At 70.3% G+C, this 23,888-nt stretch carries 19 protein-coding genes; 10 read left to right on the top strand and 9 right to left on the bottom strand.

All coding sequences use genetic code 11. From position 1 onward, the window contains the following. Positions 1-50: 50 nt before the first annotated feature. From ASG74_RS13865 to ASG74_RS13850, 4 genes are all read right to left on the bottom strand, one after another. Positions 51-1,163 carry a class I SAM-dependent methyltransferase gene (locus ASG74_RS13865; RefSeq protein ID WP_056144638.1) on the bottom strand — a complete coding sequence of 371 codons (1,113 nt, stop codon included), beginning with the start codon at positions 1,161-1,163 and terminating at the stop codon, positions 51-53. A 3-nt stretch (positions 1,164-1,166) separates the two neighbouring features. After that, on the bottom strand, positions 1,167-2,702 hold the full coding sequence (locus ASG74_RS13860) for a helix-turn-helix domain-containing protein (RefSeq protein ID WP_056144635.1): 1,536 nt from the start codon (positions 2,700-2,702) through the stop codon (positions 1,167-1,169). Positions 2,703-2,800: 98 nt separating this feature from the next. After that, positions 2,801-4,090: an HRDC domain-containing protein gene (locus tag ASG74_RS13855; protein ID WP_056144632.1), complete on the bottom strand. Its 1,290-nt coding sequence runs from the start codon at positions 4,088-4,090 to the stop codon at positions 2,801-2,803. A gap of 1 nt (position 4,091) precedes the next feature. Next, the gene (locus tag ASG74_RS13850) at positions 4,092-4,676 is read right to left on the bottom strand and encodes a DUF3000 domain-containing protein (RefSeq protein WP_056144629.1); all 585 of its coding nucleotides are present in this window, start codon (positions 4,674-4,676) and stop codon (positions 4,092-4,094) included. Between the two features lie 85 nt (positions 4,677-4,761). On the opposite strand from ASG74_RS13850, the gene ASG74_RS13845 reads away from it, so the two are divergent. Together ASG74_RS13845 and hemE are read left to right on the top strand one after the other, a co-directional pair. Continuing rightward, on the top strand, positions 4,762-5,595 hold the full coding sequence (locus ASG74_RS13845) for a DMT family transporter (protein ID WP_056144626.1): 834 nt from the start codon (positions 4,762-4,764) through the stop codon (positions 5,593-5,595). A gap of 257 nt (positions 5,596-5,852) precedes the next feature. Further along, complete coding sequence (gene hemE / locus ASG74_RS13840) at positions 5,853-6,881, top strand: uroporphyrinogen decarboxylase (RefSeq protein ID WP_082569751.1); 1,029 nt, start codon at positions 5,853-5,855, stop codon at positions 6,879-6,881. Here the strand turns inward: hemE and ASG74_RS13835 are convergent. Continuing rightward, entirely contained in the window at positions 6,870-7,844 is a 975-nt protein-coding gene (locus ASG74_RS13835) for a DUF4349 domain-containing protein (protein ID WP_056144617.1), read from the bottom strand. The genes hemE and ASG74_RS13835 overlap by 12 nt on opposite strands. A 132-nt stretch (positions 7,845-7,976) precedes the next feature. Here ASG74_RS13835 and hemG point away from each other — a divergent pair, with 132 nt between their 5' ends. The 3 genes from hemG (at position 7,977) to ASG74_RS13820 (ending at position 11,319) form a co-directional block, all read left to right on the top strand. After that, the gene (gene hemG / locus ASG74_RS13830) at positions 7,977-9,398 is read left to right on the top strand and encodes a protoporphyrinogen oxidase (RefSeq protein ID WP_056144615.1); all 1,422 of its coding nucleotides are present in this window, start codon (positions 7,977-7,979) and stop codon (positions 9,396-9,398) included. Between the two features lie 4 nt (positions 9,399-9,402). After that, positions 9,403-10,131, top strand: coding sequence for a hydrogen peroxide-dependent heme synthase (gene hemQ, locus ASG74_RS13825; RefSeq protein ID WP_056144613.1), 729 nt, complete (start codon positions 9,403-9,405; stop codon positions 10,129-10,131). Between the two features lie 198 nt (positions 10,132-10,329). After that, complete coding sequence (locus ASG74_RS13820) at positions 10,330-11,319, top strand: type IV toxin-antitoxin system AbiEi family antitoxin domain-containing protein (RefSeq protein ID WP_056144611.1); 990 nt, start codon at positions 10,330-10,332, stop codon at positions 11,317-11,319. A gap of 56 nt (positions 11,320-11,375) precedes the next feature. Here ASG74_RS13820 and msrB read toward each other — a convergent pair whose 3' ends face one another. Together msrB and ASG74_RS13810 are read right to left on the bottom strand one after the other, a co-directional pair. Continuing rightward, positions 11,376-11,810: a peptide-methionine (R)-S-oxide reductase MsrB gene (gene msrB, locus ASG74_RS13815; protein WP_056144608.1), complete on the bottom strand. Its 435-nt coding sequence runs from the start codon at positions 11,808-11,810 to the stop codon at positions 11,376-11,378. A gap of 80 nt (positions 11,811-11,890) precedes the next feature. Continuing rightward, a complete protein-coding gene (locus ASG74_RS13810; RefSeq protein ID WP_056144605.1) occupies positions 11,891-14,311 on the bottom strand; it encodes an ExeM/NucH family extracellular endonuclease in 2,421 nt (806 codons plus the stop codon). 166 nt (positions 14,312-14,477) lie between these two features. Between ASG74_RS13810 and ASG74_RS16980 the strand changes: the two genes are divergently transcribed. The 4 genes from ASG74_RS16980 to ASG74_RS13790 all read left to right on the top strand — a co-directional run bounded on the left by ASG74_RS16980 (position 14,478) and on the right by ASG74_RS13790 (position 20,426). Then, positions 14,478-16,619, top strand: coding sequence for an ATP-dependent DNA ligase (locus tag ASG74_RS16980; RefSeq protein WP_082569750.1), 2,142 nt, complete (start codon positions 14,478-14,480; stop codon positions 16,617-16,619). Positions 16,620-16,647: 28 nt separating this feature from the next. Further along, complete coding sequence (locus ASG74_RS13800) at positions 16,648-17,838, top strand: alpha/beta hydrolase family protein (RefSeq protein WP_235498975.1); 1,191 nt, start codon at positions 16,648-16,650, stop codon at positions 17,836-17,838. A gap of 174 nt (positions 17,839-18,012) precedes the next feature. Continuing rightward, a complete protein-coding gene (locus tag ASG74_RS13795; protein WP_056144601.1) occupies positions 18,013-19,434 on the top strand; it encodes a dicarboxylate/amino acid:cation symporter in 1,422 nt (473 codons plus the stop codon). Beyond that, positions 19,431-20,426 (top strand): LLM class flavin-dependent oxidoreductase, encoded by a 996-nt coding sequence (locus ASG74_RS13790; RefSeq protein ID WP_056144599.1) that lies wholly within the window; start codon positions 19,431-19,433, stop codon positions 20,424-20,426. Before ASG74_RS13795 ends, ASG74_RS13790 begins: the two co-directional genes overlap by 4 nt. Positions 20,427-20,539: 113 nt before the next feature. On the opposite strand, the gene ASG74_RS13785 is transcribed toward ASG74_RS13790, so the two are convergent. Further along, positions 20,540-21,226, bottom strand: coding sequence for a dihydrofolate reductase family protein (locus tag ASG74_RS13785; RefSeq protein WP_056144597.1), 687 nt, complete (start codon positions 21,224-21,226; stop codon positions 20,540-20,542). Positions 21,227-21,276: 50 nt separating this feature from the next. Here ASG74_RS13785 and ASG74_RS13780 point away from each other — a divergent pair, with 50 nt between their 5' ends. Then, positions 21,277-22,200, top strand: a complete 924-nt coding sequence (locus ASG74_RS13780) for a polyphosphate kinase 2 family protein (RefSeq protein WP_056144594.1) — start codon at positions 21,277-21,279, stop codon at positions 22,198-22,200. A gap of 5 nt (positions 22,201-22,205) precedes the next feature. On the opposite strand, the gene ASG74_RS13775 is transcribed toward ASG74_RS13780, so the two are convergent. Continuing rightward, on the bottom strand, positions 22,206-23,849 hold the full coding sequence (locus ASG74_RS13775) for an acyl-CoA dehydrogenase family protein (RefSeq protein ID WP_056144592.1): 1,644 nt from the start codon (positions 23,847-23,849) through the stop codon (positions 22,206-22,208). Positions 23,850-23,888 lie beyond the last annotated feature (39 nt).

The following is a 23,888-nucleotide window of genomic DNA, read 5'->3' as shown; positions in this document are numbered from 1 at the left end:
AATCGACACACGCGTGCTCTGACGGACCGCCTCCCGCTTCCTGCCCCTCGTCAGGTGCGCTTGCGGCTGCTGGTGACGGTGAACTTGGTCGTGCGTTGGACTTGTTTGGTGGAGCCGATGAGCTTGTCGAGGATCGGGCGGTAGTTCAGGGGGGTGTTCCACACGACCCAGAGTTCGCCGCCGGGTTCCAGTGCGCGCGCAGCGTCGGCGAAGAGGCGTTCGGCCAGGCCGGTGTGGACTGCGGCACCGACGTGGAAGGGCGGGTTGAGCACGACGAGCTGGGCCGTCGCAGTGTCGACGGTCTCGAGCCCGTCGGCGCGCACGACGTCGATGCGGTCGCTCACGCCGTTGGCTGCGGCTGTTGCCTTGGTCGAGGCGACGGCTGCGGCTGACTGGTCGGTGGCAAGGACCCGCAGGTCGGGGCGGGCGAGGGCGAGGGCCGCAGCGACGACGCCGTTGCCCGAGGCGAGGTCGATGGCCTGCTCGGCGGCCCGCATGTTGGGGATGTGGTCGAGCAGGAGCCGGGTGCCGATGTCGATGCCTGAGCCGGCGAAGACCCCGCCGTGCGCCGCGATGGTGAGGCCCACGTCGTCGTGCCGCTGCTCGTGCGGCCATGTCGACGTGATCCCACCGCGCGGCTGGGCCGCGTGGAGGACCCGTGACTTCTGCTTGGCCAGACTCGCCTGGACGTGTGAGAACGACTGTGCAAGAACGTCGTTCATCGAGCGTGACATGTGCTTGACGCGGCCTCCGGCGACGACCCGAACCTCGGGGTGGGCATGTGCGGCGACCAGCTGGGCGATCTCGTCGAGCTCGTCCAGCGATCGGGGCAGCTGGAGCAGCACGAGTCGCGCCCCGTCGACAAGTGACGCGTCGAGCGGGTGGTGGGCGAACGGCATACCGGATGGTTCGAGCCCCCGGCGGGCGGCATTCGCGAGCAGCGCGCGCTCACCGAGGATGCCGTCCTGGTGCACGCGCACCCGCGATGCCCCTGCCTCGAGAGCTCCGAGGGTCAGGGCACCGTGGCGGTCGCCGATGACGACGACATCGTCCGGCAGCTCCCCGGCCTCGTCGAGGATCAGCGAGTCACTGGCGTCCCAGGCCTGGAGGTTGGAGGCCTCGACGTCGGGCCAGCGGCGCAGGTCGCTCCAGTCGGTCACCAATGCTCAGATGTCGCGGAAGATCTCGATGGTGGCGCCGAGAGCGTTGAGCCGCTCGGCGAGGTCCTCGTAGCCGCGGTTGATGACATAGACGTTGCGCAGCACGGAGGTGCCGTTGGCGGCGAGCATCGCGAGCAGCACGACCACACCGGGTCGCAGTGCCGGCGGGCACATGACCTCGGCCGGGCGCCACTTGGGCGTCTTGCCGGTGATCATCACGCGGTGCGGGTCGAGCAGCTGCACCTGGGCTCCGACCTTGGTCAGCTCGGTGAGATAGATGGCGCGGTTCTCGTAGACCCAGTCATGGATCATCGTCGTGCCCTCGGCGCACGCGGCGATGAGCGCGAAGAACGGCAGGTTGTCGATGTTGAGGCCGGGGAAGGGCATCGGCGCGATCTTGTCGATCGGGGCCGTGAGCCTGCTCGGGAGGATCGTGATGTCGGCGAGGCGCGTGTGGCCGTTCTTGGCGAGGTACTCCTCGGTAATCTCGTACTGCAGACCCATGCCCTCGAGGGTGGCGAGCTCGATCTCGAGGAACTCGATCGGGGCGCGCTCGATGGTGATCGAGGACTCGGTGACGACGGCGGCGGCGATGAGGCTCATGGCCTCGATCGGGTCCTCGCTGGGGGAGTAGTCGACGTCGATGTCGATGCTCTCGCACCCGGTGACGGTGAGGGTCGTCGTGCCGATGCCCTCGATCTGGACGCCGAGGCGCTCGAGGAAGAAGCAGACGTCCTGGACCATGTAGTTCGAGGACGCGTTGCGGATGACGGTCGTTCCCGGGTGCAGGGCAGCGGCGAAGAGGACGTTCTCGGTGACGGTGTCGCCACGCTCCGTGAGGACGATGGGCTTCTCGGGGCGCGTCGTCTTGTCGACCTTGGCCTCGTAGGAGCCGTGGGTGGCCGCGACGTCCAGGCCGAACGACTTGAGGGTGGCGAGGTGCGGCTCGACGGTGCGCGTGCCGAGGTCGCAGCCGCCGGCGTAGGGGAGCGAGAACGTGTCGAACTGGTGCAGCAGTGGGCCGAGGAACATGATCACGGTGCGGGTGCGCCGAGCAGCCGCGATGTCGATCGAGTCGAGGTCGAGCGTGGCCGGCGGGATGATCTCGAGGTCGCTGCTGTCGGGGAGCCAGCGCACCTTGACACCCATCGAGGTGAGCACCTCGATGATCCGGTTGACCTCCTCGATGCGGGCCAGGTTGCGCAAGGTGGTGCGGCCCTTGTTGAGCAGGGCGGCGCAGAGCAGGCCGACGGCCGCGTTCTTGGAGGTCTTGACGGGGATCGAGCCGGACAGCTTGGCGCCGCCGACGATCCGCAGGTGCTGGGGGCCGCTGTGGCCGAGGGAGACGAACTCGCTGCCGAGGGTCTCGCCGACGCGGGCGAGCATCTCGAGGCTGAGGTTCTGACGGCCCTGCTCGATGCGCGCGACGGCGCTCTGGCTGGTGCCGAGCTTGTCGGCGAGCTCGCTCTGGGTGAGGCCGTGGTGGCGTCGTGCGTCCCTGATGAGGGTGCCGATCCGGGTGAGGTAGCTGGACTCAGTCATGGAATCCAGAATATGTCAGATATGAGATAACGCAAGCCAGAGCGTCGACGCACAGCGTGCGGACGGCATACCGGCGTGTGCTGTGTGCCCCGCTGGTGTCAGTCGGCGTCGGGGTGGGTCTCGAAGGCCCGCACGAGCATCGGGGCGACGATCTCGGCCTGCCAACGGCGCACCCCATGGCCGCGCAGCGCCTCGATGAAACCGTCCTCGTCGCGTGTGACCGGCGGGCGCCAGACGACGCGGCGCAGCGGGTCGGGGGAGACGACGTTCTCGAGGGGGATGGAGCGTTCCTCGGCGAAGGTCGCGAGCTCGGCCCGCGTGTCGTTCAGCCGGGCAGCGGCGACGGGGTCCTTGTCTGCCCAGGACCGCGCGGGCGGGGGCCCGTCGGAGCGGATGGTGCGGGGCGGGAGGTCAGCCTCGTCGATGGCGTTGGCGCGCTTGACTGCCGCCATCCACTGGCGGCCGTAGCGCGTGATGGCCCGGTGGCCGCTCGGGAGGTCGCCCGGTGATGTCGGCGCCTCGGTCGCGATGGCGACGAGGGAGGCGTCGGGCAGGATGCGCCCGGGCGAGGTGTCACGGTCGCGGGCGATGTCGTCGCGGGCGTACCAGAGCTCACGCAGGACCGCGACGCCGCGGCGGCTGCGGATGGTGTTGAGCCCGCTGGTGCGACGCCAGGGGTCCACCCGCTCGGTGGGCGCCCAGTCGAGCAGCGCGTCGAACTCCTGGCGGGCCCACTCGGACTTCTGTTGGCGGGCGAGGTCGACGCCCATGAGGTTGCGCAGCTCGGTGAGCACCTCGACGTCGAGGGCGGCGTAGCGCAGCCACGGCTCGGGCAGCGGCCGGGTCGACCAGTCGACCGCCGAGTGCTCCTTGGCCAGCGCGAGACCGAGGTAGTGCTCGACCACGGCGGCCAGCCCCACGCGAGGCAGCCCGAGCAGGCGGGCGCCGAGCTCGGTGTCGAAGAGCTGGCGGGGGCGCAGACCGACCTCGGCGAGGCAGGCGAGGTCCTGGGTGGCGGCGTGCAGGATCCACTCGGCGCGACCGATGGCGTCGTTGAGGGGCGTGAGGTCGGGGCAGGCGATCGGGTCGATGAGCCACGTGCCTGAGCCTTCGCGGCGCACCTGGATGAGGTAGGCGCGCTGGCCGTAGCGGTAGCCCGAGGCTCGCTCGGCGTCCACGGCGACCGGTCCCTCACCGGCGGCGATGGCCTGGGCGGCCTCGGTGAGGCCGCGCTCGGTCTCGACGACGTCGGGGGTTCCGTCGGCCGGCTCGTTGAGCGGGGTCGGCGGGGGGAGGGTCGGCTCCTCGACGGCGGCGGGTGCGGCGTCCTCGGTCGCGGAGTCTTCGATCGCTGCGTCCTCGGTCGAGGCGGAGGTGGTGTCGGTCATGTCAGCGGCGAGGCCCGGGGAGGGCGACGACGCCCTCGGGCAGGGGAGGCAGCCCAGCGATGGTGCACAGCAGGTCGGACCAGGCGAGAAGGTGCAGACCGGCGTCGGGACCCACGGGCGTCCACGACGCGCGCACCTCCATCTCGACGCTCGCGGGGCGGTCGGCGAGTCCGGCGAAGCTCTGGCTCACGACGCGGGTCACGGTGCCGGCCTCGGCGATGGCGTTCACGCCACGGTTGCCCAGGGCGTCGACGAGCCAGGACCAGCCCACTTCGCCCAGCAGCGGGTCGGAGGCCAGCTCGGGCTCGAGCTCGGCGCGGGCAAAGGTGACGGCCCGCCACTCGCCACCCCAGGGTTCGGGAGCCGAGGGGTCGTGGAGCAGCACGAAACGCCCGGAGGCCAGCTCATCCTCGTCGTCGGCCGCGCCGAGGACGTCCGCGGTGAGCGCCACGGCGTAGGGAGCGATCCGCTGCGGGGCGGGCACCTCGGTGATGCGCACCTCGGGGCGCAACCGAGCGTGCCGGAGGGCCTCGAGAGCCTCGGTGAACTCCGGGGACTCGCGGCCGGGAAGGGAGCGTGTTGCCACCTACTGAGGGTATGCCGGTGCGCTGGTTTCGGGAGTGAGGCCACGCCGAGGGTTCGCCGGCCCGGTGCACCCCTAGGCTGCGGGCGTGCTCTCCCTCCTCGCCCTCGCCTCCTCGGCCGTGTGGGGGACGTCCGACTACTTCGGCGGCACCATGACCAAGCGGCTGCCCGCCGTCGCGGTCGTGGGCCTCACCCAGGGACTGGCGTTCCTCCTGCTCTGCTGCGTGGTGCTCGTGCGAGTCACGACGGGGCACCCGGTCGAGTGGGGGCCCTGGGTGCCGTGGGCTGTCGTGGCCGGCCTCTGCGGGGCCAGCGGGCTCGTCGCCTTCTACACCGCGCTGGCGAGCGGCACCATGGGCGTCGTGGCCCCCATCGCTTCCATGGGAGTGCTCGTGCCGGTCGGGCTCGGCGTCGCCTCGGGTGAGACGCCGTCGTCATGGGTGTGGGTGGGCATCGCGGTCGCGGTCCTCGGCATCGTCCTCGCCTCCGGACCAGAGGTGACAGGGGCCGTGTCGCCACGTCCGGTGGTGCTGGCGGGGGTAGCGGCGATCTGCTTCGGGCTGGCGCTCTTCTCGATCGACCGCGGCTCGCGCGAGTCGCTGCTGATGACGCTGTGGGGGATGCGGCTCACCTCGGTCAGCCTGTTTGCGATCGCGGCCATCATGTTGCGCTCGGTGGGCGGTGCCTCCCGCACTGACCTCGTCCCGCTCGCGCTCATCGGCTCGGCCGACCTGCTGGCCAACGCCCTCTTCGCGACCGCCTCCTCCCGCGGTCAGGTGAGCATCGCCGCCGTCCTGGGGTCGCTGTACCCCGTCGCGACGATCCTGCTCGCCCGGGTGCTGATCAAGGAGCGGCTGCGGCTGGTGCAGCAGGTGGGCGTCGGCTTCGCGCTGGCCGGCGCCGCGATCATCTCCCTCTGACCCACCCCCGTTCCACTGATTGCCCGTTCGGCCAGTTCGGACCAGCCCCTGCGCCACTGATTCCCGTTGGGCGGTAGCCCAACGGGCAATCAGTCGTGCGGTGCCACCGGCCGAACGGGCAATCAGTGGCGCGGTGCCACCGGCCCAACGGGCAATCAGTCGTGCGGTGCCACCGGCCGAACGGGCAATCAGTCGTGCAGTGCCACTGTCCGAACGGGCAATCAGTGGTGTTTTGGCGGGATGAGAGGATCAGCGGCGTGATTGCTGACAGCCCACTCGTCCTCGCCGCCACCCGCCAGCCCGTCCCGCACACCCCCGTGTGGTTCATGCGGCAGGCCGGCCGCTCGCTGCCCGAGTACCGCGAGCTGCGCGAGGGCACGGCCATGCTCGAGGCCTGTCGCACACCGGACCTCGTCACCGAGATCACGCTGCAGCCGGTGCGGCGTCACAAGGTCGACGCGGCGATCTTCTTCTCCGACATCGTCGTCCCCCTCGCCGCCGTCGGGGTGGACCTCGACATCGTGCCCGGCACCGGCCCGGTCGTTGCCCAGCCGATCCGGACGCGGACTGACCTCGACCGCCTGCCCGCCCTCACGCCGGATGCGATTCCCGACATCACGGAGTCGGTGCAGCGCCTCGTCGCCGAGCTCGGCAGCACCCCGCTCATCGGCTTCGCGGGGGCTCCCTTCACCCTCGCGTCCTACCTCGTCGAGGGCGGTCCGTCCAAGACGCACGAGCACACCAAGGCGCTCATGCACGGTGACCCGCAGCTGTGGAACGACCTCTGCGAGCGCCTCGCCCAGATCTCCGGCGCCTTCCTGCGCGTCCAGGTCGAGGCCGGGGCCAGCGCCGTCCAGCTGTTCGACTCCTGGGTGGGCGCTCTCTCGCGAGCCGACTACACGGCATACGTGCAGAAGCACTCGGCCACAGCGCTGGCCGCGGTCGCCGACCTCGGTGTCCCGCGCATCCACTTCGGCGTCGGCACCGGCGAGCTGCTCGCCCTGATGGGCGAGGCGGGGGCGGAGGTCGTCGGGGTCGACTACCGCCTGTCCCTCACCGATGCCGTTGCGCGACTCGGGGACTCGTATGCCGTGCAGGGCAACCTGGACCCGGCTCTGCTGGGTGCCCCGTGGGACGTTCTCGAGAAGCGCGTTCGTGCAATCGTCGACGAGGGCCGCGCGGCTCCGGGCCACATCTTCAACCTGGGTCACGGCGTGCCGCCGAACGCCGACCCCGACGTCCTCACGAGGATCGTCGAGGTCGTGCACGAGCACTCAGCCCGCTGAGGGCGGGGTCATCGGCCCCGCAGTCTGGGGCGCCGGTGCCACGAGGGGCAGCCGTCCGGCCCGGCGCCGTCGCAGCCACCACACGACGGGTACCGCGACCACGCCGATCACGACAGCGAACGGGAGGACCGCGCCGACGACGGTGACAAGCACCGACACGGAGGTCAGGAACGCCGACCATCCGGACTTCAGCCCGGAGAGGAACCCACCGGCGCTCACCGACTGGAAGTCGTTGGTGGACAGCGAGATCGCGATCGGCGACTGGGCCACCTGGTCCTTGAGGCTGTTGAGCTGTGCCGTGAGCGCGTCGAGGTCGGCCTCACGCTTCGACAGCTCGTTCTCGAGCGCCACGAGGTCCGCCACCGTGGACGCCTTGCTGATGAGCTCGCGCATGCGGGCGACGCTCGCCGTCAGCGACTCCACCCGCGCCTCGGTGTCGACGTAGGTGCCCGTCACGTCCTCGCTCGAGGTGTTGCGGAACTGCACGTCGCCGACCTTCTCGATGAGCGCGATCGTCGCGTCCAGTGACGACGCGGGAACGCTGATCGTGATCGAGCCGGAGGTGTCGCGCCCCTGCTCGCTGGTGTAGAGCTCCTCGGAGACCACGGCCCCGCTCTGCTGGGTGGCGATCGCGCGGATCCGTTGCGCTGCCGTGGTCAACGTGTCGACCTTGAGGTTGAGGTTGGCGCGTCGCACGAGCTTCTGGCCGACGCCGGCGCGGGCCGACTCGGGCGAGACGGCGCTGGGATCCCCGGCACCCGCCGCGGGTTGTGCCTCCGGGCCGGACTTGGCTGCCGCGTCGGACTGCGAGAAGCCCGTCACGCTGCTGCCCGAGTCACCACTTCCGCCACTGCCGCCACCACCGCAGGCGCTCAGAGCGGTGATCGCGAGGAGGCCGGCGAGCGCGCTGCCCGCCATGCGGCGTCGCCACGGTGCGATGGGGCGAAGAACCTGGTTGCTCATGGTGCTCTCCACTTCTTCGGGCTCGGCCCGCGGCGTCGGCGGGTGCTGTTGGTGATGAGACTCCTCCGTGCCACGCGTTGGTTCCCTCGGTCCGGGTCACGAGTTGGTGACGGCCGGTGAGAGAGTGAGGAGGTGAGCCACGCCGCACCAAAGCCCCGCCCGTCCGTCGCCGTCATCGGTGGGGGAGTGGCCGGACTCACCGCCGCGCGTGACGTCTTGGTCGCCCTGCCGGACGCGCAGGTCGTCATGCTCGACGCCTCCGACCGCGTGGGTGGCAAGGTGCGCCGGGAGGAGATCGGTGGGCACCTCGTCGACGTCGGGGCAGAGGCGATGCTGGCCGTGCGACCGGAGGCCATCGACCTCGTCGGCGAGCTCGCCGAGACGACAGACATCGTCACGCCCACGACGACCTCCGCCCGGGTGTGGTCGCGCGGTGAGCTGCATCCATTGCCGCGCACCCGGATTGGCGTGCCGTTCGCCGACTCGGTCATCGGCCGGCTTCTCACCGCGGACGAGGAGTCGCGCATGCGAGCCGAGTCCCCCGCCCCAGAAGTGGGGGACGACGTGAGCGTCGGCGACTACGTCGGTGCGCGGCTGGGTGCCGCTGTCGTCGAACGGCTCGTGGAGCCGCTCCTCGGCGGTGTGTATGCCGGCCACTCCCGCGACCTGTCCCTGCGCGCCACCATGCCTGCGGTCTGGGCCATCGCCAGGGACCGGGGGTCGTTGCTCGCGCCCCCGGTCGTCGACCCGCAGGCCGGCACCGCACGTCCGCCCTTCATCGGCCTCGTTGGTGGCGTGGGCAGGTTGGCCGAGCTCCTCGCGGCCGACGTCGAAGGACGCGGTGCAGTGATCGAGTCGCGCACGATCGTGCGCGGCCTCGAGCGGACGGCCAGCGGCTGGTCGGTACTCAGCGGCCCGACGACCCAGCCACGCCGACAGGAGTTCGACGCCGTGATCGTCGCGGTGCCACCGCCGCCGGCGTCCCGGCTCCTCGGCGCGGTCGCCCCCGATGCCGCCGCTGCGCTGGCCGACGTCGAGATGGCCTCGGTGGCGGTCATCACGCTCGCCGTCCCGAGGGCCGAGGTCGCGTCGTGGGAGGGCTCCGGCTTCCTCGTGCCGCCGGTGGACGACCGCGGCATCAAGGCGAGCACGTTCAGCTCAGCCAAGTGGGGGTGGCTGGCTGCAGAAGGTGGCGACACGGCATACGTGCGTGCGTCCGTGGGACGGGCGGGGGAGACGGCGACGCTGCAGCGCGACGACGCCGAGCTCGTCGACCTGGCGCGCCGCGAGATCGCCGAGGCGGTGGGTGCCCCGCCGCTCACGCTCGTTGACAGCCACGTCCGGCGATGGGGCGGAGGACTGGCGCAGTACACCGTGGGGCATGTCGACCGGATGGAGCGCGTGGGCCAAGCAGTGGCGCGGGTGCCCGGTCTCGAGGTGGCAGGTGCCGCCTACCAGGGCATCGGAATCCCGGCCGTCATCGCCTCGGCGCATGCGGCCGCCCGCGCGACGGTGACCCACCTGACGAGCGCCGGACCGGGCGCGGGAGAATGAGCGCATGAGCACCCCGACCGGTCGACCCGCCACCAGGAAGCCCACCCCCGCGCGGATGCGCGAGATCAACGAGACGATTCGCTACACGATGTGGTCCGTCTTCGAGGTCACCGAGGGGATCGGTGACGCGGACCGCGCGGCGATGGTGGCCGAGGTCGAGGAGCTCGTCGCCGATCTGGAGTCGGGTGACGTCGTGGTGCGCGGCTTCTATGACGTCGCCGGGCTGCGGGGCGACGCCGACCTCATGGTGTGGTGGCACGCCGAGCGCATCGAGGACCTCCAGGACGCCTACCACCGGCTGCTGCGCACCGACTTCGGCGAGCACCTCTCGTCGGTCTGGTCCAACGCGGCGCTGCACCGCCCGGCCGAGTTCAACAAGAGCCACATCCCGGCGTTCCTCGCCGACGAGGAGCCCGGCGCCTACGTGTGCGTCTACCCGTTCGTGCGGTCCTACGACTGGTACCTCCTGGAGGACTCCGAGCGCCGCGACATGCTGCGCGAGCACGGCCAGCAGGCGCGGGACTACCCCGACGTGCGCGCCAACACGATCTCGTCGTTCGCGCTGGGGGACTACGAGTGGATCCTCGCCTTCGAGGCGCAGGAGCTGCACCGCATCGTCGACCTCATGCGCGAGCTGCGGGCGTCGCGGGCGCGGATGCACGTGCGCGAAGAGGTGCCGTTCTTCACCGGCCCCCGCGTCTCCATTGCGGACCTCATCAACGCCCAGCGCTGACCCCACCCACCTCACCTTTTCCGGCTGGTCACAGAAGAGGAGTGTTCGGCCCGGAACTGTGTGCGGCTGAACACTCCGTTTCCCGGCTGAAGCTCGTCGTTCGCTCTCCTGTCCACAGGGCTCGCCCCCCTGCGACGTCATCCACAGACTCCGCGGGGGCTGTGGCGCTCGCCGGTGCGGTGGCCCACGGTGACGGTCATGGACCTCGACCCACACCTCGTCGCACTCGCCCAAGAGCAGGGTGGCCTCTTCACCACCGCCCAGGCACATCAATTCGGCCTGTCGCGCACGTGGTTGCGTGAGCTCGTCCGTGGCCGGACCGTGCTCCACCCGACGCGAGGCCTGTATGCCGTGGCCTCGCTCGTCGACACACGTCCCCTTGCGTGGCACCTGACTCTCGCGCGTGGAGCGCACCTTCTGTACGAGGACGCACAGCTGACCGGTGTCACGGCCGTGCTGGCCCACGGGGTGCCCGTGTGGAACTGCCGGCTCGACCGGCCCGAGCTGCGACGACCGATCACCCACCAGGTGGGGGTCAAGCCGTTCAGGGTTCGTCCGGGCGGCGGGGTGTCAACGTCGGTTGAGTCGCCCTACGGTCCGACCGTGCCGCTCGCAGACGCGTTGGTGCAGCTGGCGATGGACCACGGGATAGTCCAGGGCGTCGTGTCCGCGGATGCCGCACTGCACAGTGGTCAGGTCTCCATGGCGGAGCTCGAGGCTGCGGTCGAGCGGGTGGCGACGTGGCCCCGCTCGAGCCGTGCGCGGGCCATGCGGGACCTCGTCGACCCGGCCTGCGAGTCCGTCGCGGAAAGCCGAGCCCGCGTCGAGTTCGTGACACACGGCATACAGGTCGAGTCGCAGGTCGTCATCCGGCGGGCCGACGGCAAGGTCGTCGGACGCGCCGACTTCCGGGTCAAGGGCACCAACGTCATCATCGAGGTCGACGGGAAGATGAAGTATGCCGACGGTGACGGTGAGGTCCTCTGGGCCGAGAAGCGCCGTGTGGACGAGATGCGCTCCCTCGGTCACCTCTTCGTGCGGGTGACCTGGTCGCACCTGGAGACGCCAGGCAGGGCCTCAGCCATGGTCCGGCGCGCGCTGCCCCACACCGCCTCAGGGGGGCGGATCAGCCCGGAAGTGGAGCGTTCGGCCGGGAACGGTTCCGGGCTGAACGCTCCGCTTCCGTGATCAGCCGTAAAAGGGGAGGTGGGTGGGGCGGGGCGGGGGGCGGGTCGGGGGGCGGGTCAGGCGGTGGCGCTGTCGGCGGGGCGCAGGGTCATGGCGATGCTGTTCATGCAGAACCGCTGGTCGGTGGGGGTGTCGTAGCCCTCACCCTCGAAGACGTGCCCGAGGTGGCTGCCGCAGCTGGCGCAGCGGACCTCGACCCGGGGGCGGCCGGGAAGGGAGGAGTCCTCGAGGAACTCGACCGAGTCACCGGCGAGCGGGCTGTAGAACGAGGGCCAGCCGCAGTGGCTCTCGAACTTCGTCTCCGACGTGAACAGCTCCGACCCACAGGCGCGACAGGCATAGACGCCCTCGGTCTTGGTGTCGGTGTACTCACCCACCCCGGGGGCCTCCGTGCCCGCCTGGCGCAGGACGGCGTACTCCTGCGGGCTGAGCTCGGCCTTCCACTCCTCATCGGTCTTGGTGACGGCATACGTGCGGTTCGTGGGCTCCATGACAAGAGGAAACCACGAGGCCCCCGGAAACGTTCCCGGGGGCCTCGTGGTCTCAGTCGGTCAGCGGTTCAGCCCTGGCCTCAGCGCGGACCGCGGCCCTTGACGGCGAGGCCGATGACCAGCGGGTCGTGGTCCGAGGACGAGTACGGCGTGGCGGCGAAGAAGTCCGTCACGTTGTAGTTGCGACGCGAGTACTGCATCGCGACGGACTCGTCCGCGTTGATGTCCCACACGCCGGCGCCGGTGACCATCGTGAGCGCCTTGGCGTTGGCGAAGCCGTGGTCGAGGGAGCCGACGCGCCCGTCGAACTGGTAGCTCGCGGACGTCGGCTCGAACGTCTTGCCGAGGTTGGTGAACCCGCGGGCCTCGATCTCGCGTACCGGGTCCTCCATCGCGTAGGCGTTGAAGTCACCGACCATGAAGACGGCCTCGTCGGCGAACACGGTGTTGGCCCACGTGCTCACGGCCTTGGCCTGCGCAACGCGCGAGGGGTTGGAGTTGCCCTGCCCGGTGCCGTCGTCAAAGCCCGAGCCCTTGGACTTGAAGTGGTTGGCGATGACGACGAACGGTGAACCGGCGTTCTTGGCCTTGAACTTCTGCGCCAGCGGGTAGCGGGCGTTGGCGAAGGCCGGGTCGAGCAGGATCTGCGACGCATCGAGCGCCTGGATCAAGTCCTTCCTGTAGATGAACGCCGTGCGGATGATGTCCTCGCTGGCCGGGGTGACGGTCGGCGACTGGACGTAGGCCCACTGCCCGCCGTCGGCGTTGAGGGCCGTCACGAGGGTGGCGAGCGCCTTGTCGCGCGGCTGTCCCGGGAGGTAGCTGATGCCCGACGAGTTCTCGATCTCCTCGAGCGAGACGACGTCGGCAGCGAGGCCGTTGATCGCGGTGGTGATCTTGGTCTGCTGGTCGCTGAACGCCTTGGGGGTCCAGGCGCCGCGGACCTCGCAGAAGTTCGTCGTGACCGGCGTGCCCGCGCGGTCGGCGAAGAACGGGCAGTTCTTGTAGGTGTCCTCGGTCTCACCGAGGTCGGTGAAGTAGTTGAGGACGTTGAACGTCGCGAGCCGGATGTCGCCACCCACGGCGGGCGGAGCGGTCTCACGGTCGTTCTCGCTCACCACCGGGTCGTCGGCGTCGGTGGGGCCGACGACCTGGCCGGTCGGCTGGTAGTTCCACTGGAACCGGTAGTCGAGGATGACGGGCTTGGCGAAGGTGACGTGCGACCCTGCGCGCATCGGCTCGGCCTGCGACAGGTAGGGCAGCGGTGAATTCTGCGCCGTGGTGTTCCGCGTGTAGTCCCAGCTCGACCCATCGTCGAGGGTGATGTACTTCTTCGCGTTCTCGGCCTCGTATGCCGTGGCTGCGGCTCCGGGGAGGACGACGTCCGTGGCGGTGTAGAGCGGCTTCTCGCCGACGGCGAGCCCGACCTGGCCGAACCGGTTCAGGTCGTAGTTGTTCGTGATCGTGTAGGAGCCCTGGGGCCTCACGAGCATGCCCTCGTACTGCTCCTTCTCGGCGTCGGTCACCGGGAGGGTGGCCAGCGGCGTCTCCGTGACAGCCGCGCACTCAGAGGCCGTGGCCACGTCGGCCTTGGTGAGCTCGGTGAGGCCGTTGTACTCGTCCACGGTCGCCGTGACGGTGACGCAGTCGCCCACTGCCGGGGAGGTGTTGCCGAAGACGAAGACTCCGTCGGAGGCGCCGGGGGTCGCGTCGGTCGCGCCGCCGGTGCCCGGGGTCTGCACGTAGAAGCCGTTGAAGCCGCCGTCGGGGTAGACCGCGGTGACGACACCCTTGGTGACGATCTTCGTGCCGACCATGGGGGAGGTCGCGCCCCGGCCCTGGATCTCGGCGATCGTGACCGCGATGGCAGCCGGCTCGGGCTCGGGGTCCGTTCCGCCCCCGCCCGTCTGACCTGACGCGGCCGGGGTCGGTGCGCCGACCGTGAAGTCCGCGGCGTTGTTGTCGGTGTCGGCAAACGCGGCGTTGCGCGCCGCCGAGGTGGTGTTCGAGAGGGACCTGGTCGCCTGGCCCTCGAAGAGGTTGGCGGTACCGAAGCCGATCCGGTCCACGAGCGCGCCAGAGGCGTCGTACAGGTCGACGCGGCCGTTGGCGGCGCTCATGCTCAGGCCGCCCGTGGCGTCCGGTTCGGGCAGGGCGGAGCCGTTGGCGCCTCCGGAGCCCTCTTGGACGAGGAAGGTCTTCCCTGCAGGAATGCTGCCGGTCAGCGTGGTGGAGCCACCGCTGCCTCCGGAGGCCGAGAAGTATTGCACCTTCCACCCGGCGAGGCTGATCGCGCTCGACGACCGGTTGCCGAGCTCGATGAAGTCATTCGCGAACTGTGCGTTGGCGTTGCCGCCGCCTCCATAGACCTCGGAGATGACGACGGTGGTGGAGACGGCCTGAGCCGGGCCGGCCGTCAGCAGGGCGGTCGCCCCGGCCAGCGGTAGGGCAACGAGGGGCGCCGCGGCAACGGCGCACGCTCGACGGGAGAAAGCGGACATGGGTCGAGTCCTTCGGGAGTGAGCGGGGAGGAAGTCTCCAGACCGTATGCCGTTCGCACAACTTTGTCTGTAGTCCTTGGGTAAGCACTCGGCAAAGTCTTGGTGGCATCCTCGAGACGCCCGCGTCCGGGCCGCGGCGTCGGCCCCCGTGGCTAGGCTGCGGCACATGGCGTCCCCCCTGACGATGGAGATCGACGGCCCTGACGGAACCCGCGAGGTCAGGGTGTCCAGTCCTGACCGGCTCATGTGGCCGGGTGACGGGATCACGAAGGGTGACCTCGCGGCATACATGGTCTCTGTCGGTGAGCCACTCGTGCGCGCGATCGGTGACCGGCCGGTCACCCTGCAACGGTTCCCCGAGGGCATCGAGGGCGAGGAGTTCTACCAGAAGAACCCGCCCAAGGGCATGCCCGACTGGATCCGGACGGTGTCGTGCCGCTACCCGTCGGGCCGGCGCCACGCGCAGCTCGTCGTCGACGAGGTGGCCGCCGCCGTGTGGGCCGTCCAGATGAACACCGTGACCTTCCACCCGTGGCCGGTGCGCACGGCCGACAATGACAACCCGGACGAGCTGCGCATCGACCTCGACCCGCAGCCCGGGCGCACGTTCGGCGACTCCGTCGAGGCCGCCCTCGCGCTGCGAGAGCTGCTTGCCGAGCTGGGGCTCACCGGCTGGGCGAAGACGTCGGGCAACCGGGGGGTGCACGTCTTCGCGCGGATCAGGCCGACCCACGAGTTCCTCGACGTACGCCACGGGGTCATCGGCATCGCCCGCGAGCTGGAGCGGCGCCTCCCCGACCTGGTGACGACGTCGTGGTGGAAGGAGGAGCGCGGCGAACGCGTCTTCGTGGACTTCAACCAGGCGTGCCGGGACCGGACGATCGCCTCCGCCTACAGCCCGCGCCCGCTCGTCGGGGCGCCGGTGTCGATGCCCGTGTCCTGGGAGGAGCTGACCACGATCGCGCCGGGCGACTTCACCGTCCTCACCGTTCCGGAGATCGTCGCCGACCGCGGTGACGCCTGGGAGGCCGTGGGGGAGAGTGTTGGCGACGTCGCCCCGGCGCTCGCCCTGTGGGACGGCGACGTCGAGCGTGGCCTCGGCGAGCTGAACTTCCCCCCGGACTACCCCAAGATGCCGGGGGAGCCGCCGCGCGTGCAGCCGAGCAAGCGCCGCACCGACCGGGCCGACGAGGACTACATGAAGCCCAAGGCCGAGCGCGATGCCGACCTGCACGAGCAGTGGGGTATGCCGGTCGTGCCGCCGATCGCCCCCATGCTCGCCAAGCCGTCCAAGAAGCTCGTCGAGGGGGACGTGAGCTATGAGCCCAAGTGGGACGGCTTCCGCTCGATCATCTACCGCTCCCGGGACCGGGTCGAGATCGGCAGCCGCAACGAGAAGCCGATGACGCGCTACTTCCCCGACGTCGTGGAGGCGGTGCTGGCCAACTTCCCGGACAAGTGCGTCGTCGACGGCGAGATCATCCTCGTGCGTCCCGGCGAGGACCGGCTCGACTTCGACCTGCTCCAGCAGCGCATCCATCCGGCGGCCAGCCGGGTCACCAAGCTCGCTGCCGAGACGCCCGCGAGCTTCGTGGCGTTCGACCTGCTGGCTCTGGGGGAGCGCGACCTCATGGGTGAGCCGTTCTCGGTGCGTCGTGCCGAGCTCGAGCGGGCCTTCGCGGGTGTGGAGGCGCCGATCCACCTGACGCGGGCGACCCAGGACCCCTCGGTGGCCAGGCAGTGGTTCGAGCAGTTCGAGGGAGCCGGCCTCGACGGGGTGATGGTCAAGCCCCTCGAGGGCACCTACGAGCCCGACAAGCGGACCATGCACAAGTTCAAGCACGAGCGCACTGCCGACTGCGTCGTCGCGGGCTACCGCACCCACAAGAGCGGGGACGACCTCATCGGCTCACTGCTGCTCGGGCTCTACGACGACGAGGGGACCCTGGCCAGCGTCGGTGTCATCGGCGCCTTCCCCATGGCGCGGCGCAAGGAGCTCTTCGAGGAGCTGCAGCCACTGGTGACCGACTTCGATGACCACCCGTGGGCGTGGGCCAAGCAGGTGGAGGGCAAGCGGACGCCACAGAACTCGGCCGGTTCCCGCTGGGCCGCGGGCAAGGACCTGTCGTTCACGCCGCTTCGGCCCGAGCGGGTCGTCGAGGTCCGCTACGACCACATGGAGGGCGTGCGCTTCCGGCACACCGCCCAGTTCGTGCGGTGGCGCACCGACCGGGACCCCGAGTCCTGCACCTATGCCCAGCTCGAGGAGCCCGTGTCGTACGACCTCGCCGACGTCCTCGATGCCTAGGTGCGCAGGCGCGGGCACCGGCCGCGTCGTGCGTGCCGCCGTGGCCGTGGGTGCGACCACCACGGTGGCGAGCGCCGCGGGCTCGCTGGCGGCCGCGGCATACTTCGCCCGTCGAGTCCTCACCCCCGAGAGGAAGCGCCCCGACGACCTCGAGATCCTGGACGTGCGCGGCGACCGGGTCCTGTTGTCCGCCACCGCCGAGACGGTCGTGCCGGGCCGCTACGGCCTGTGGCTGGACGGCGGTCGCGGTCACGTCCGGATCGGGAACCTCACCGGCAGAGATGTCGCCGAGGGAACCGTGGAGCGCGAGGTCCTCGGCGTCGACGCCGGCGTGCTCCGTCCCGGTGGCGCGCGCTTCAACGGCTACTACTACTCCGGCACCCCGGACACCGCGCTGGGGCTGCCCACCGAACACGTCGAGGTCGAGGGTGAGCTGGGCCGCCTGCCAGCCTGGGTCGTCCCCGCACCCGGAGGTCGGGGCTCGCGGTGGGCCGTGCTCGTCCACGGCCGTGGGGCGGTGCGCGACGAGGCGTTGCGTGCTCTTGCGGCGCTGCACCGGGCAGGGTGGACGTCGATGGTCCCCACCTATCGCAACGACGAGGACGTTCCCGCAGGGCCCGATGGCCGCTACAACCTCGGCCTGTCGGAATGGCGCGACATCGAGTCGGCCGTGGAGCACGCGGTGGAGGCCGGCGCCGACGAGGTGCTCCTCCTCGGGTGGTCGATGGGTGGGGCCATCACCCTGCAGTTCCTCGACCGCTCCCCGCTGGCCGACCTCGTGACGCGCGTCGTGCTCGACGGCCCGGTCATCGACTGGGGGGACGTGCTCGAGCACCACGCGCGCATGCACCGCGTGCCCAAGGTGGTCGGTGCGCTCTCCCGCACGATGATGGGGCGACGCTGGGGCAAGCGCCTCGTCGGCGTGCACGAGTCGGTCGACGTGGCCCAGACCGACTGGGTTCGGCGCGCCGACGAGCTACGGCACCCGATGCTGCTCATCCACTCGGCCGACGACGAGTTCGTCCCCGTCGGACCCTCGCGTCGGCTCGCCCAGCACCGGCCCGATCTCGTGACCTACGAGGAGTGGCGCGTCGCACGGCACTGCAAGGAGTGGAACACCGACCCAGAACGGTGGGAACGCCTCGTCACCGAGTTCGCCCGTCAGGGCGACACGGCGGACACGGCGGACACGGCGGACACGGCCGACACGGGGGAATAGTCCTGCGGCGCACGAGGTTGGGGCCTGATGTGTGCACCCTGACGACGACCCCTGCCCTGTGGCGGCGGCTGCACGTGGACCTGAGGCTGGACGCCAGCGACCGCTGTCGGCGCTGACCGCCTCCGACCCGTCGCCCCTCCACCGTCGTCCCACCCCTTTTTCAGGAGCTCTGTCATGTCCAGCACCACGCCCGACGCCGCTGCGCCCGCGTCGACCGCACCACCCAAGCCCACCCGTTCCGGAGTGCCCTTCTGGGCGCAGGTTTTCATCGGCCTCGCCGTCGGCGTCGTCCTCGGGTTCGTGGCCCGGCAGTTCGAGCAGACCTGGCTTGCCGAGACGCTCAAGACCGTCGGCGGGATCTTCGTCCAGCTGCTCAAGGTCATCGTCGTCCCGCTGGTCCTCACCGCGATCATCGTCTCCATCGCCAACCTGCGGCAGGTGACCAACGCCGCCCGCCTCGCCGGCGAGACGCTGGTGTGGTTCGCCATCACCGCCGCCGCCTCGGTCGTCGTCGGCATCACCCTCGGTCTCATCACGAACCCCGGCGCGCATGCCACGCTCGACACCAGTGCCGGCAAGGCGCCCGGCCACACCGGCAGCTGGCTCGACTTCCTCACCTCGATCGTGCCCGGCAACTTCCTCGGCCTCGAGGTCTCGACGTCGGCCGACGAGGCCGGGGCGCTCAGCTCGAGCCCCGACTTCAACATCCTGCAGCTCGTCGTCCTCGGCCTGGCCATCGGTGCCGCGGCCCTGTCCGTGGGCGCCAAGGCCGAGCCGTTCGTCAACCTCACGCGCAGCGCACTCGAGGTCTTCAGCAAGCTCGTGTGGTGGGTCATCAAGCTCTCACCGCTCGGCACGGCCGCGCTCATCGGTTCGGCCGTGGCCAACTACGGGTGGGACCTGCTCGCCCCGCTCGCGATCTTCACTGCTGACGTCTACATCGGCTGCTTCATCGTCCTTCTCGTCATCTATCCGATCGTGGCTCGTGCCAACGGCCTGAGCATCGCGAAGTTCTACGCCGGAGCATGGCCGGCGATCCAGTTCGCCTTCGTCTCGCGCAGCTCGATCGGCACGCTGCCGCTGACCCAGCGGGTCGTGACGCACAACCTGGGTGTCTCGCGTGACTACGCCTCGTTCGCCGTGCCGATCGGTGCGACCACCAAGATGGACGGCTGCGCCGCGATCTACCCCGCACTCGCCGCCATCACCGTGGCCCAGCTGTTCGGAGTGGACCTGGGCCTCACCGACTACCTGCTCATCGCCTTCGTCTCCATCGTGGGTTCCGCGGCGACCGCGGGCCTCACCGGCGCGATCGTCATGCTCACCCTCACGCTGTCGACTCTCGGCCTCCCGCTCGAGGGTGTCGGGCTGCTCCTCGCGATCGACCCGATCATCGACATGATCCGCACCGCCACCAACGTGGCCGGCCAGGCGCTCGTGCCGACGATCGTCGCCAAGCGCAACGGGTTGCTGGACGAGGCGACCTACGACTCCAACACGTTCGGGGGTGCCGATGTCCGCCTCCAGCTCGATGAGGACGAGACCTCGGTCCCGGCACCGGCGCACGACGAGACCCGCGTGGCGGTCCCGGCATGACCCCGGCAGGACCGCGGCTCTCGCTGCTCGACCTCGCCACGGTGGGCAGTGACCAGTCCATCGGCGAGGCCCTCGAGACCAGCGTGACGTTGGCGCAGAAGGCGGACGAGCTCGGCACGTTCGAGCGCTTGTGGTTCGCCGAGCACCACAACATGCCCTCCATCGCGTCCGCGGCCACCGCGGTCCTGCTCGCGCACGTGGCGGCCCGGACCGAGCGCATCCGCGTCGGTTCGGGCGGCGTCATGCTGCCCAACCACTCACCGCTGGTCATCGCGGAACAGTTCGGCACGCTGGCCGAGCTGCACCCAGGACGTATTGACCTCGGGCTGGGGCGGGCGCCGGGCACCGACCAGGTGACGAGCCGCGCGCTCAGGGTGGACCCGCGGGCGTCCGAGCGCTTCCCGGATGACGTGCTCGAGCTCCAGGGCTACCTGTCCGACGAGAGCCTCGTGCCCACGATCAACGCGGTCCCCGGTCGTGGCACCAAGGTGCCGCTCTACATCTTGGGCAGCTCGCTGTTCGGGGCCCAGCTGGCGGCGCGCTTCGGCCTGCCCTACGCGTTCGCGAGCCACTTCGCGCCCGATGCGCTGCGTCAGGCGGTCGAGGTCTACCGCCGCGAGTTCCGGCCCTCGGACCAGCTCCAGAACCCCCACGTCATCGCCGCGCTCAACGTGGTCGTGGCGGACGAGCAGGAGCACGCCGAGGCGATGGCCGCCTCCGTCCTGCGCTCACGGGTGCGTTCGCTCGCCTCCCGAGTCCCGGCGTATGCCGGCCAGCTCGACGATGCGACCGTCGACGCCCTGATGGACTCACCCGTAGGCGCCCAGGCGCGCCACATGATGACCTACACCGCGGTCGGGGACGTCGGGTCGGTACGCGACTACCTCGACCAGTTTGCCGAGCTGGCCCGGGCCGACGAGCTCATGGTGAACAACGCTGCTCCCGGCCTCGACAACCGGCTCCGCGCGCTGGAGCTCCTCGCCTCCACCTGAGACCCGCCCACCCGCGTACCTTTCTCACCAATTCCCCCAAAATGCACGGACACGCCGTGTGCATATCGGGGGAATTGGTGAGAAAAGCACGGCGCGCCGGATGGCCATGGCTGTCAGGGGTTGGGGAGGACGCGCCAGAGACCGAGGATCGAGCCGTCCTCCTCGAGCAGGTGGGCGATCTCGGTGCGCAGACCACCGTCCCCTCCGAGGGGGTCGCCGTCGACGACGCGCACATGGTCCCCGCCGACGATCCGTGGCGACAGCGTGAGGGCGAACTCGTCGACGAGCCCCGCGTCGAGCAGGCTGTGGAAGAGGTGGGGACCCCCCTCGGCCAGCACCCGCGGCATACCCGACTGCTGCAGCCGCGCCACGAGCGCGTGGAGGTCGACGGCGTCGTCACCCTCGATCCACACGCCGTCGTCCTCCGAGCGGCCCGAGGAGGCGCAGGTGGCGAGGATGACATGGCCCTCTCCCTCGGCGAGCGACTGGGGGAGGTTGCCGCTGTTGCTCACCACCACGATCGGTCGCTTCCCCCGCCGGTAGCCCTCTGTGCGAGCCGTCCCGGCTCCGACGAGGACGCAGTCGGCCAGCTCACGCTGCAGGTGGAAGATACGTCCATCGGCCTCGGTGTTGATGGAGCCGCTGCGGCCGTCGCCACCCACGGCCGACCCGTCGAGGGTGCTCACGAAGTTGGCCCGCACCCCGCCTCCCTGTGGCCAGGCATACAGCCGCGCCAAGTCGTCCTCGCCGAGCGATGTGACGGGGGACAGTCGGGAGGAGCCGTCGAGGAGGAGTCGCACGCCGGAAGTCTGACACCCACACGCCCCGGATTGCCTGACAGGATGCCCGAATGGCGAAGAAGAGTGGCAAGGAAAGCAAGCGCAGCAAGGGCAGCAAGGGCAGCAAGGACAAGGGCACGAAGGGCAAGGGCGCAGAGGCGGTCTCCTTCACGGAGACACTGCGAGCCGGAGACGACTTCGAGCTCGCCTCCCTCGACCCCCGTTCCACACCCGGCTTCGACGGCGACAAGGCCGACGGCGAGGCCGCACTCGCCGAGCTGGCACCCCACTTGGCCGAGCTGCAGGAGCGGCTCTATGCCGAGTCCAAGGCGGGTGGCACGCGGTCGCTGCTGCTGATCATCCAAGGCACCGACACGTCGGGCAAGGGCGGCATCATGCGTCACGTGGTCGGCGCGTTCGACCCGCAGGGTGTGGACATCACGTCGTTCAAGGCGCCCACACCGGAGGAGCTCAAGCACCCCTTCCTCTGGCGCATCCGCAAGGCAGTCCCGCAGCCGGGCCAGATCGGCGTCTTCGACCGCTCGCAGTACGAGGACGTGCTCATCGTGCGGGTCCACGACCTCGTGCCCCGCGCTCAGTGGTCACGTCGCTATGCCCAGATCAACGCCTTCGAGAAGGAGGTCGCGCAGTCAGGCACGACGATCGTCAAGGTCATGCTCCACATCTCGAGCGACGAGCAGAAGGAGCGGTTGACCGAGCGCCTCGACCGACCGGACAAGCACTGGAAGTTCAACACCGGAGATCTCGACGAGCGTACGCACTGGGCGGACTACCAGGAGGCCTACCAGGTGGCCATCGAGAAGTGCTCGACCGACGTGGCCCCGTGGTTCGTCGTCCCCGCCGACCGCAAGTGGTACGCACGCCTCGCCGTGACCGAGCTGGTCCTCGAGCACCTGAAGCAGCTCGACCCCCAGTGGCCGGAGGCCGACTTCGACGTCGAGGCCGCCAAGAAGCGGCTCGCCGCGATGCCGTGAGCTGATCAGGCGAAGGCGCGGTCGAGGATCTCGGTGACCTCGCCCGCCCCGAGGCTGTCGAGCGTGCCGAAGGTGGCGCCGTGGCCCCCAGTCCCCAGCCGGCCGGCGACAAACGCCTCGGACACGGAGCTGGGCGCGTGCTGTGTCAGCAGGGCGGCCTGGAGGGTGACGGCGAGGTGCTCCACGATGCGGCGGGCCTGCCACTGGCCGTCGTCGGCACCGGCGGAGGCCACGAGCCCCGGGACGGCGTCGATCGCGCGGTCCAGGCGTTGGTCGTGCCCCCGAGCCAGCGAGAGCTCCTTGTCGAGCGCTGCCACGCTCGCCGGCTCCCGGGTCATGGCGCGCAGCACGTCGAGGGCCCCGACATTGCCCGAGCCCTCCCAGATCGAGTTGAGCGGAGCCTCGCGATAGAGGCGGGCGAGGCCGTTGTCCTCGATGTAGCCGGCGCCGCCGAGGCACTCGAGGGCCTCGGCGACCATCGGCGAGGTGCGCTTGCACACCCAGAACTTGCCCAGCGCCACCCCGAGCCGTGCCAGCTCGCTCTCGCCGGCATCGACCGCGTGGGCCAGCCGGAACCCCAGCAGCTCGGCTGCCTCGGCCTCGAGGGCGAGGTCGGCGAGGACGTTGCGCATGAGGGGCTGGTCGACGAGCTTGGCACCGAAGGCGGAACGGTGGCGGGCATGGTGCACGGCCCGCGTGAGGGCCTCGCGCATCGTTGCCGAGGAGCCGAGGATGCAGTCGAGACGGGTCGAGGAGACCATCTCGAGGATGGTGCGTATGCCGCGGCCGTCGTCCCCCACGCGCACCGCCCAGGCCTGCTCGAACTCGACCTCCGAGGAGGCGTTCGACCTGTTGCCGAGCTTGTCCTTGAGGCGCTGCAGCCGCAGGGCGTTGCGACTGCCGTCGTCGAGCACCCTGGGCACGAGGAAGCAGGTGATGCCGGCCTCCGTCGTCGCCAGGACCAGGAAGACGTCGCTCATGGGCGCGGAGAAGAACCACTTGTGACCCGTGAGGCGGTAGGTCTCGCCGCCCTCGATCGGGCCGCCAGGGGACGCGACGGCAGAGGTGACGTTGGCGCGCACGTCCGAACCGCCCTGTTTCTCGGTCATGCCCATGCCGGCGATCGCGGATGCCTTGTCCGAGAACGGCTTCAGCCCCGGGTCGTAGTCCCGGGAGGCGAGCCTGGGGAGCCAGCGGTCGGCGAGGGTGGGAGAGGACCGCAGGGCGGGCGCTGCGGCATACGTCATGGAGATCGGACACAGGTGACCCGCCTCGGCACGCGACCACGTGACGAAGCCTGCGGCGCGCCGCAGGTGAGCGCCGGTGGCGGCGGGGCGGGTCCACGGCTCGGCCGTGAGCCCGTGACCCACGGCCGTGCGCATCAGGTCGTGGTAGCTGCGGTCGTAGGCCACCTCGTCCACGCGGTGCCCGACCCGGTCGTGCGTGAGCAGGCGTGGCGGGTTGCGATGGGCGTCGTCGGCCCACGCCTGCGCCTCGGGGCTGCCGGCCAGCGCACCGAGCGACACGAGCTCGGCCCGGTCCTCGGGTCGGCCCCACCGGTCCATCGCCTCGACGGCGACGGCATCGGTGGCAAAGAGGTTGTGCCCGACAAGGTCCGGCACCTGGTTCACGACGTCGTGGGTCTGCACGGGCGAAACGCTAACCCGGCGCCTCGCCGCGCTGACCAC

The sequence above is a fragment of the Knoellia sp. Soil729 genome (assembly GCF_001427985.1).
Taxonomy (GTDB): Bacteria; Actinomycetota; Actinomycetes; order Actinomycetales; family Dermatophilaceae; genus Knoellia.
The sequence above is the reverse complement of the archived record's forward strand: the minus strand, read 5'-3'. Positions and strand labels throughout refer to the sequence as shown.

Bases quoted from the DNA above. Each gene is read 5' to 3' on its own strand.
- ASG74_RS13855 (WP_056144632.1), bottom strand. From the start codon at position 4,090: ATGACCGACACCACCTCCGCCTCGACCGAGGACGCAGCGATCGAAGAC.
- ASG74_RS13795 (WP_056144601.1), top strand. From the start codon at position 18,013: ATGTCCAGCACCACGCCCGACGCCGCTGCGCCCGCGTCGACCGCACCA.
- ASG74_RS13835 (WP_056144617.1), bottom strand. From the start codon at position 7,844: ATGAGCAACCAGGTTCTTCGCCCCATCGCACCGTGGCGACGCCGCATG.
- ASG74_RS13810 (WP_056144605.1), bottom strand. From the start codon at position 14,311: ATGTCCGCTTTCTCCCGTCGAGCGTGCGCCGTTGCCGCGGCGCCCCTC.
- ASG74_RS13860 (WP_056144635.1), bottom strand. From the start codon at position 2,702: ATGACTGAGTCCAGCTACCTCACCCGGATCGGCACCCTCATCAGGGAC.
- ASG74_RS13790 (WP_056144599.1), top strand. From the start codon at position 19,431: ATGACCCCGGCAGGACCGCGGCTCTCGCTGCTCGACCTCGCCACGGTG.
- ASG74_RS13820 (WP_056144611.1), top strand. From the start codon at position 10,330: ATGGACCTCGACCCACACCTCGTCGCACTCGCCCAAGAGCAGGGTGGC.
- ASG74_RS13780 (WP_056144594.1), top strand. From the start codon at position 21,277: ATGGCGAAGAAGAGTGGCAAGGAAAGCAAGCGCAGCAAGGGCAGCAAG.
- hemQ (WP_056144613.1), top strand. From the start codon at position 9,403: ATGAGCACCCCGACCGGTCGACCCGCCACCAGGAAGCCCACCCCCGCG.
- ASG74_RS16980 (WP_082569750.1), top strand. From the start codon at position 14,478: ATGGCGTCCCCCCTGACGATGGAGATCGACGGCCCTGACGGAACCCGC.
- msrB (WP_056144608.1), bottom strand. From the start codon at position 11,810: ATGGAGCCCACGAACCGCACGTATGCCGTCACCAAGACCGATGAGGAG.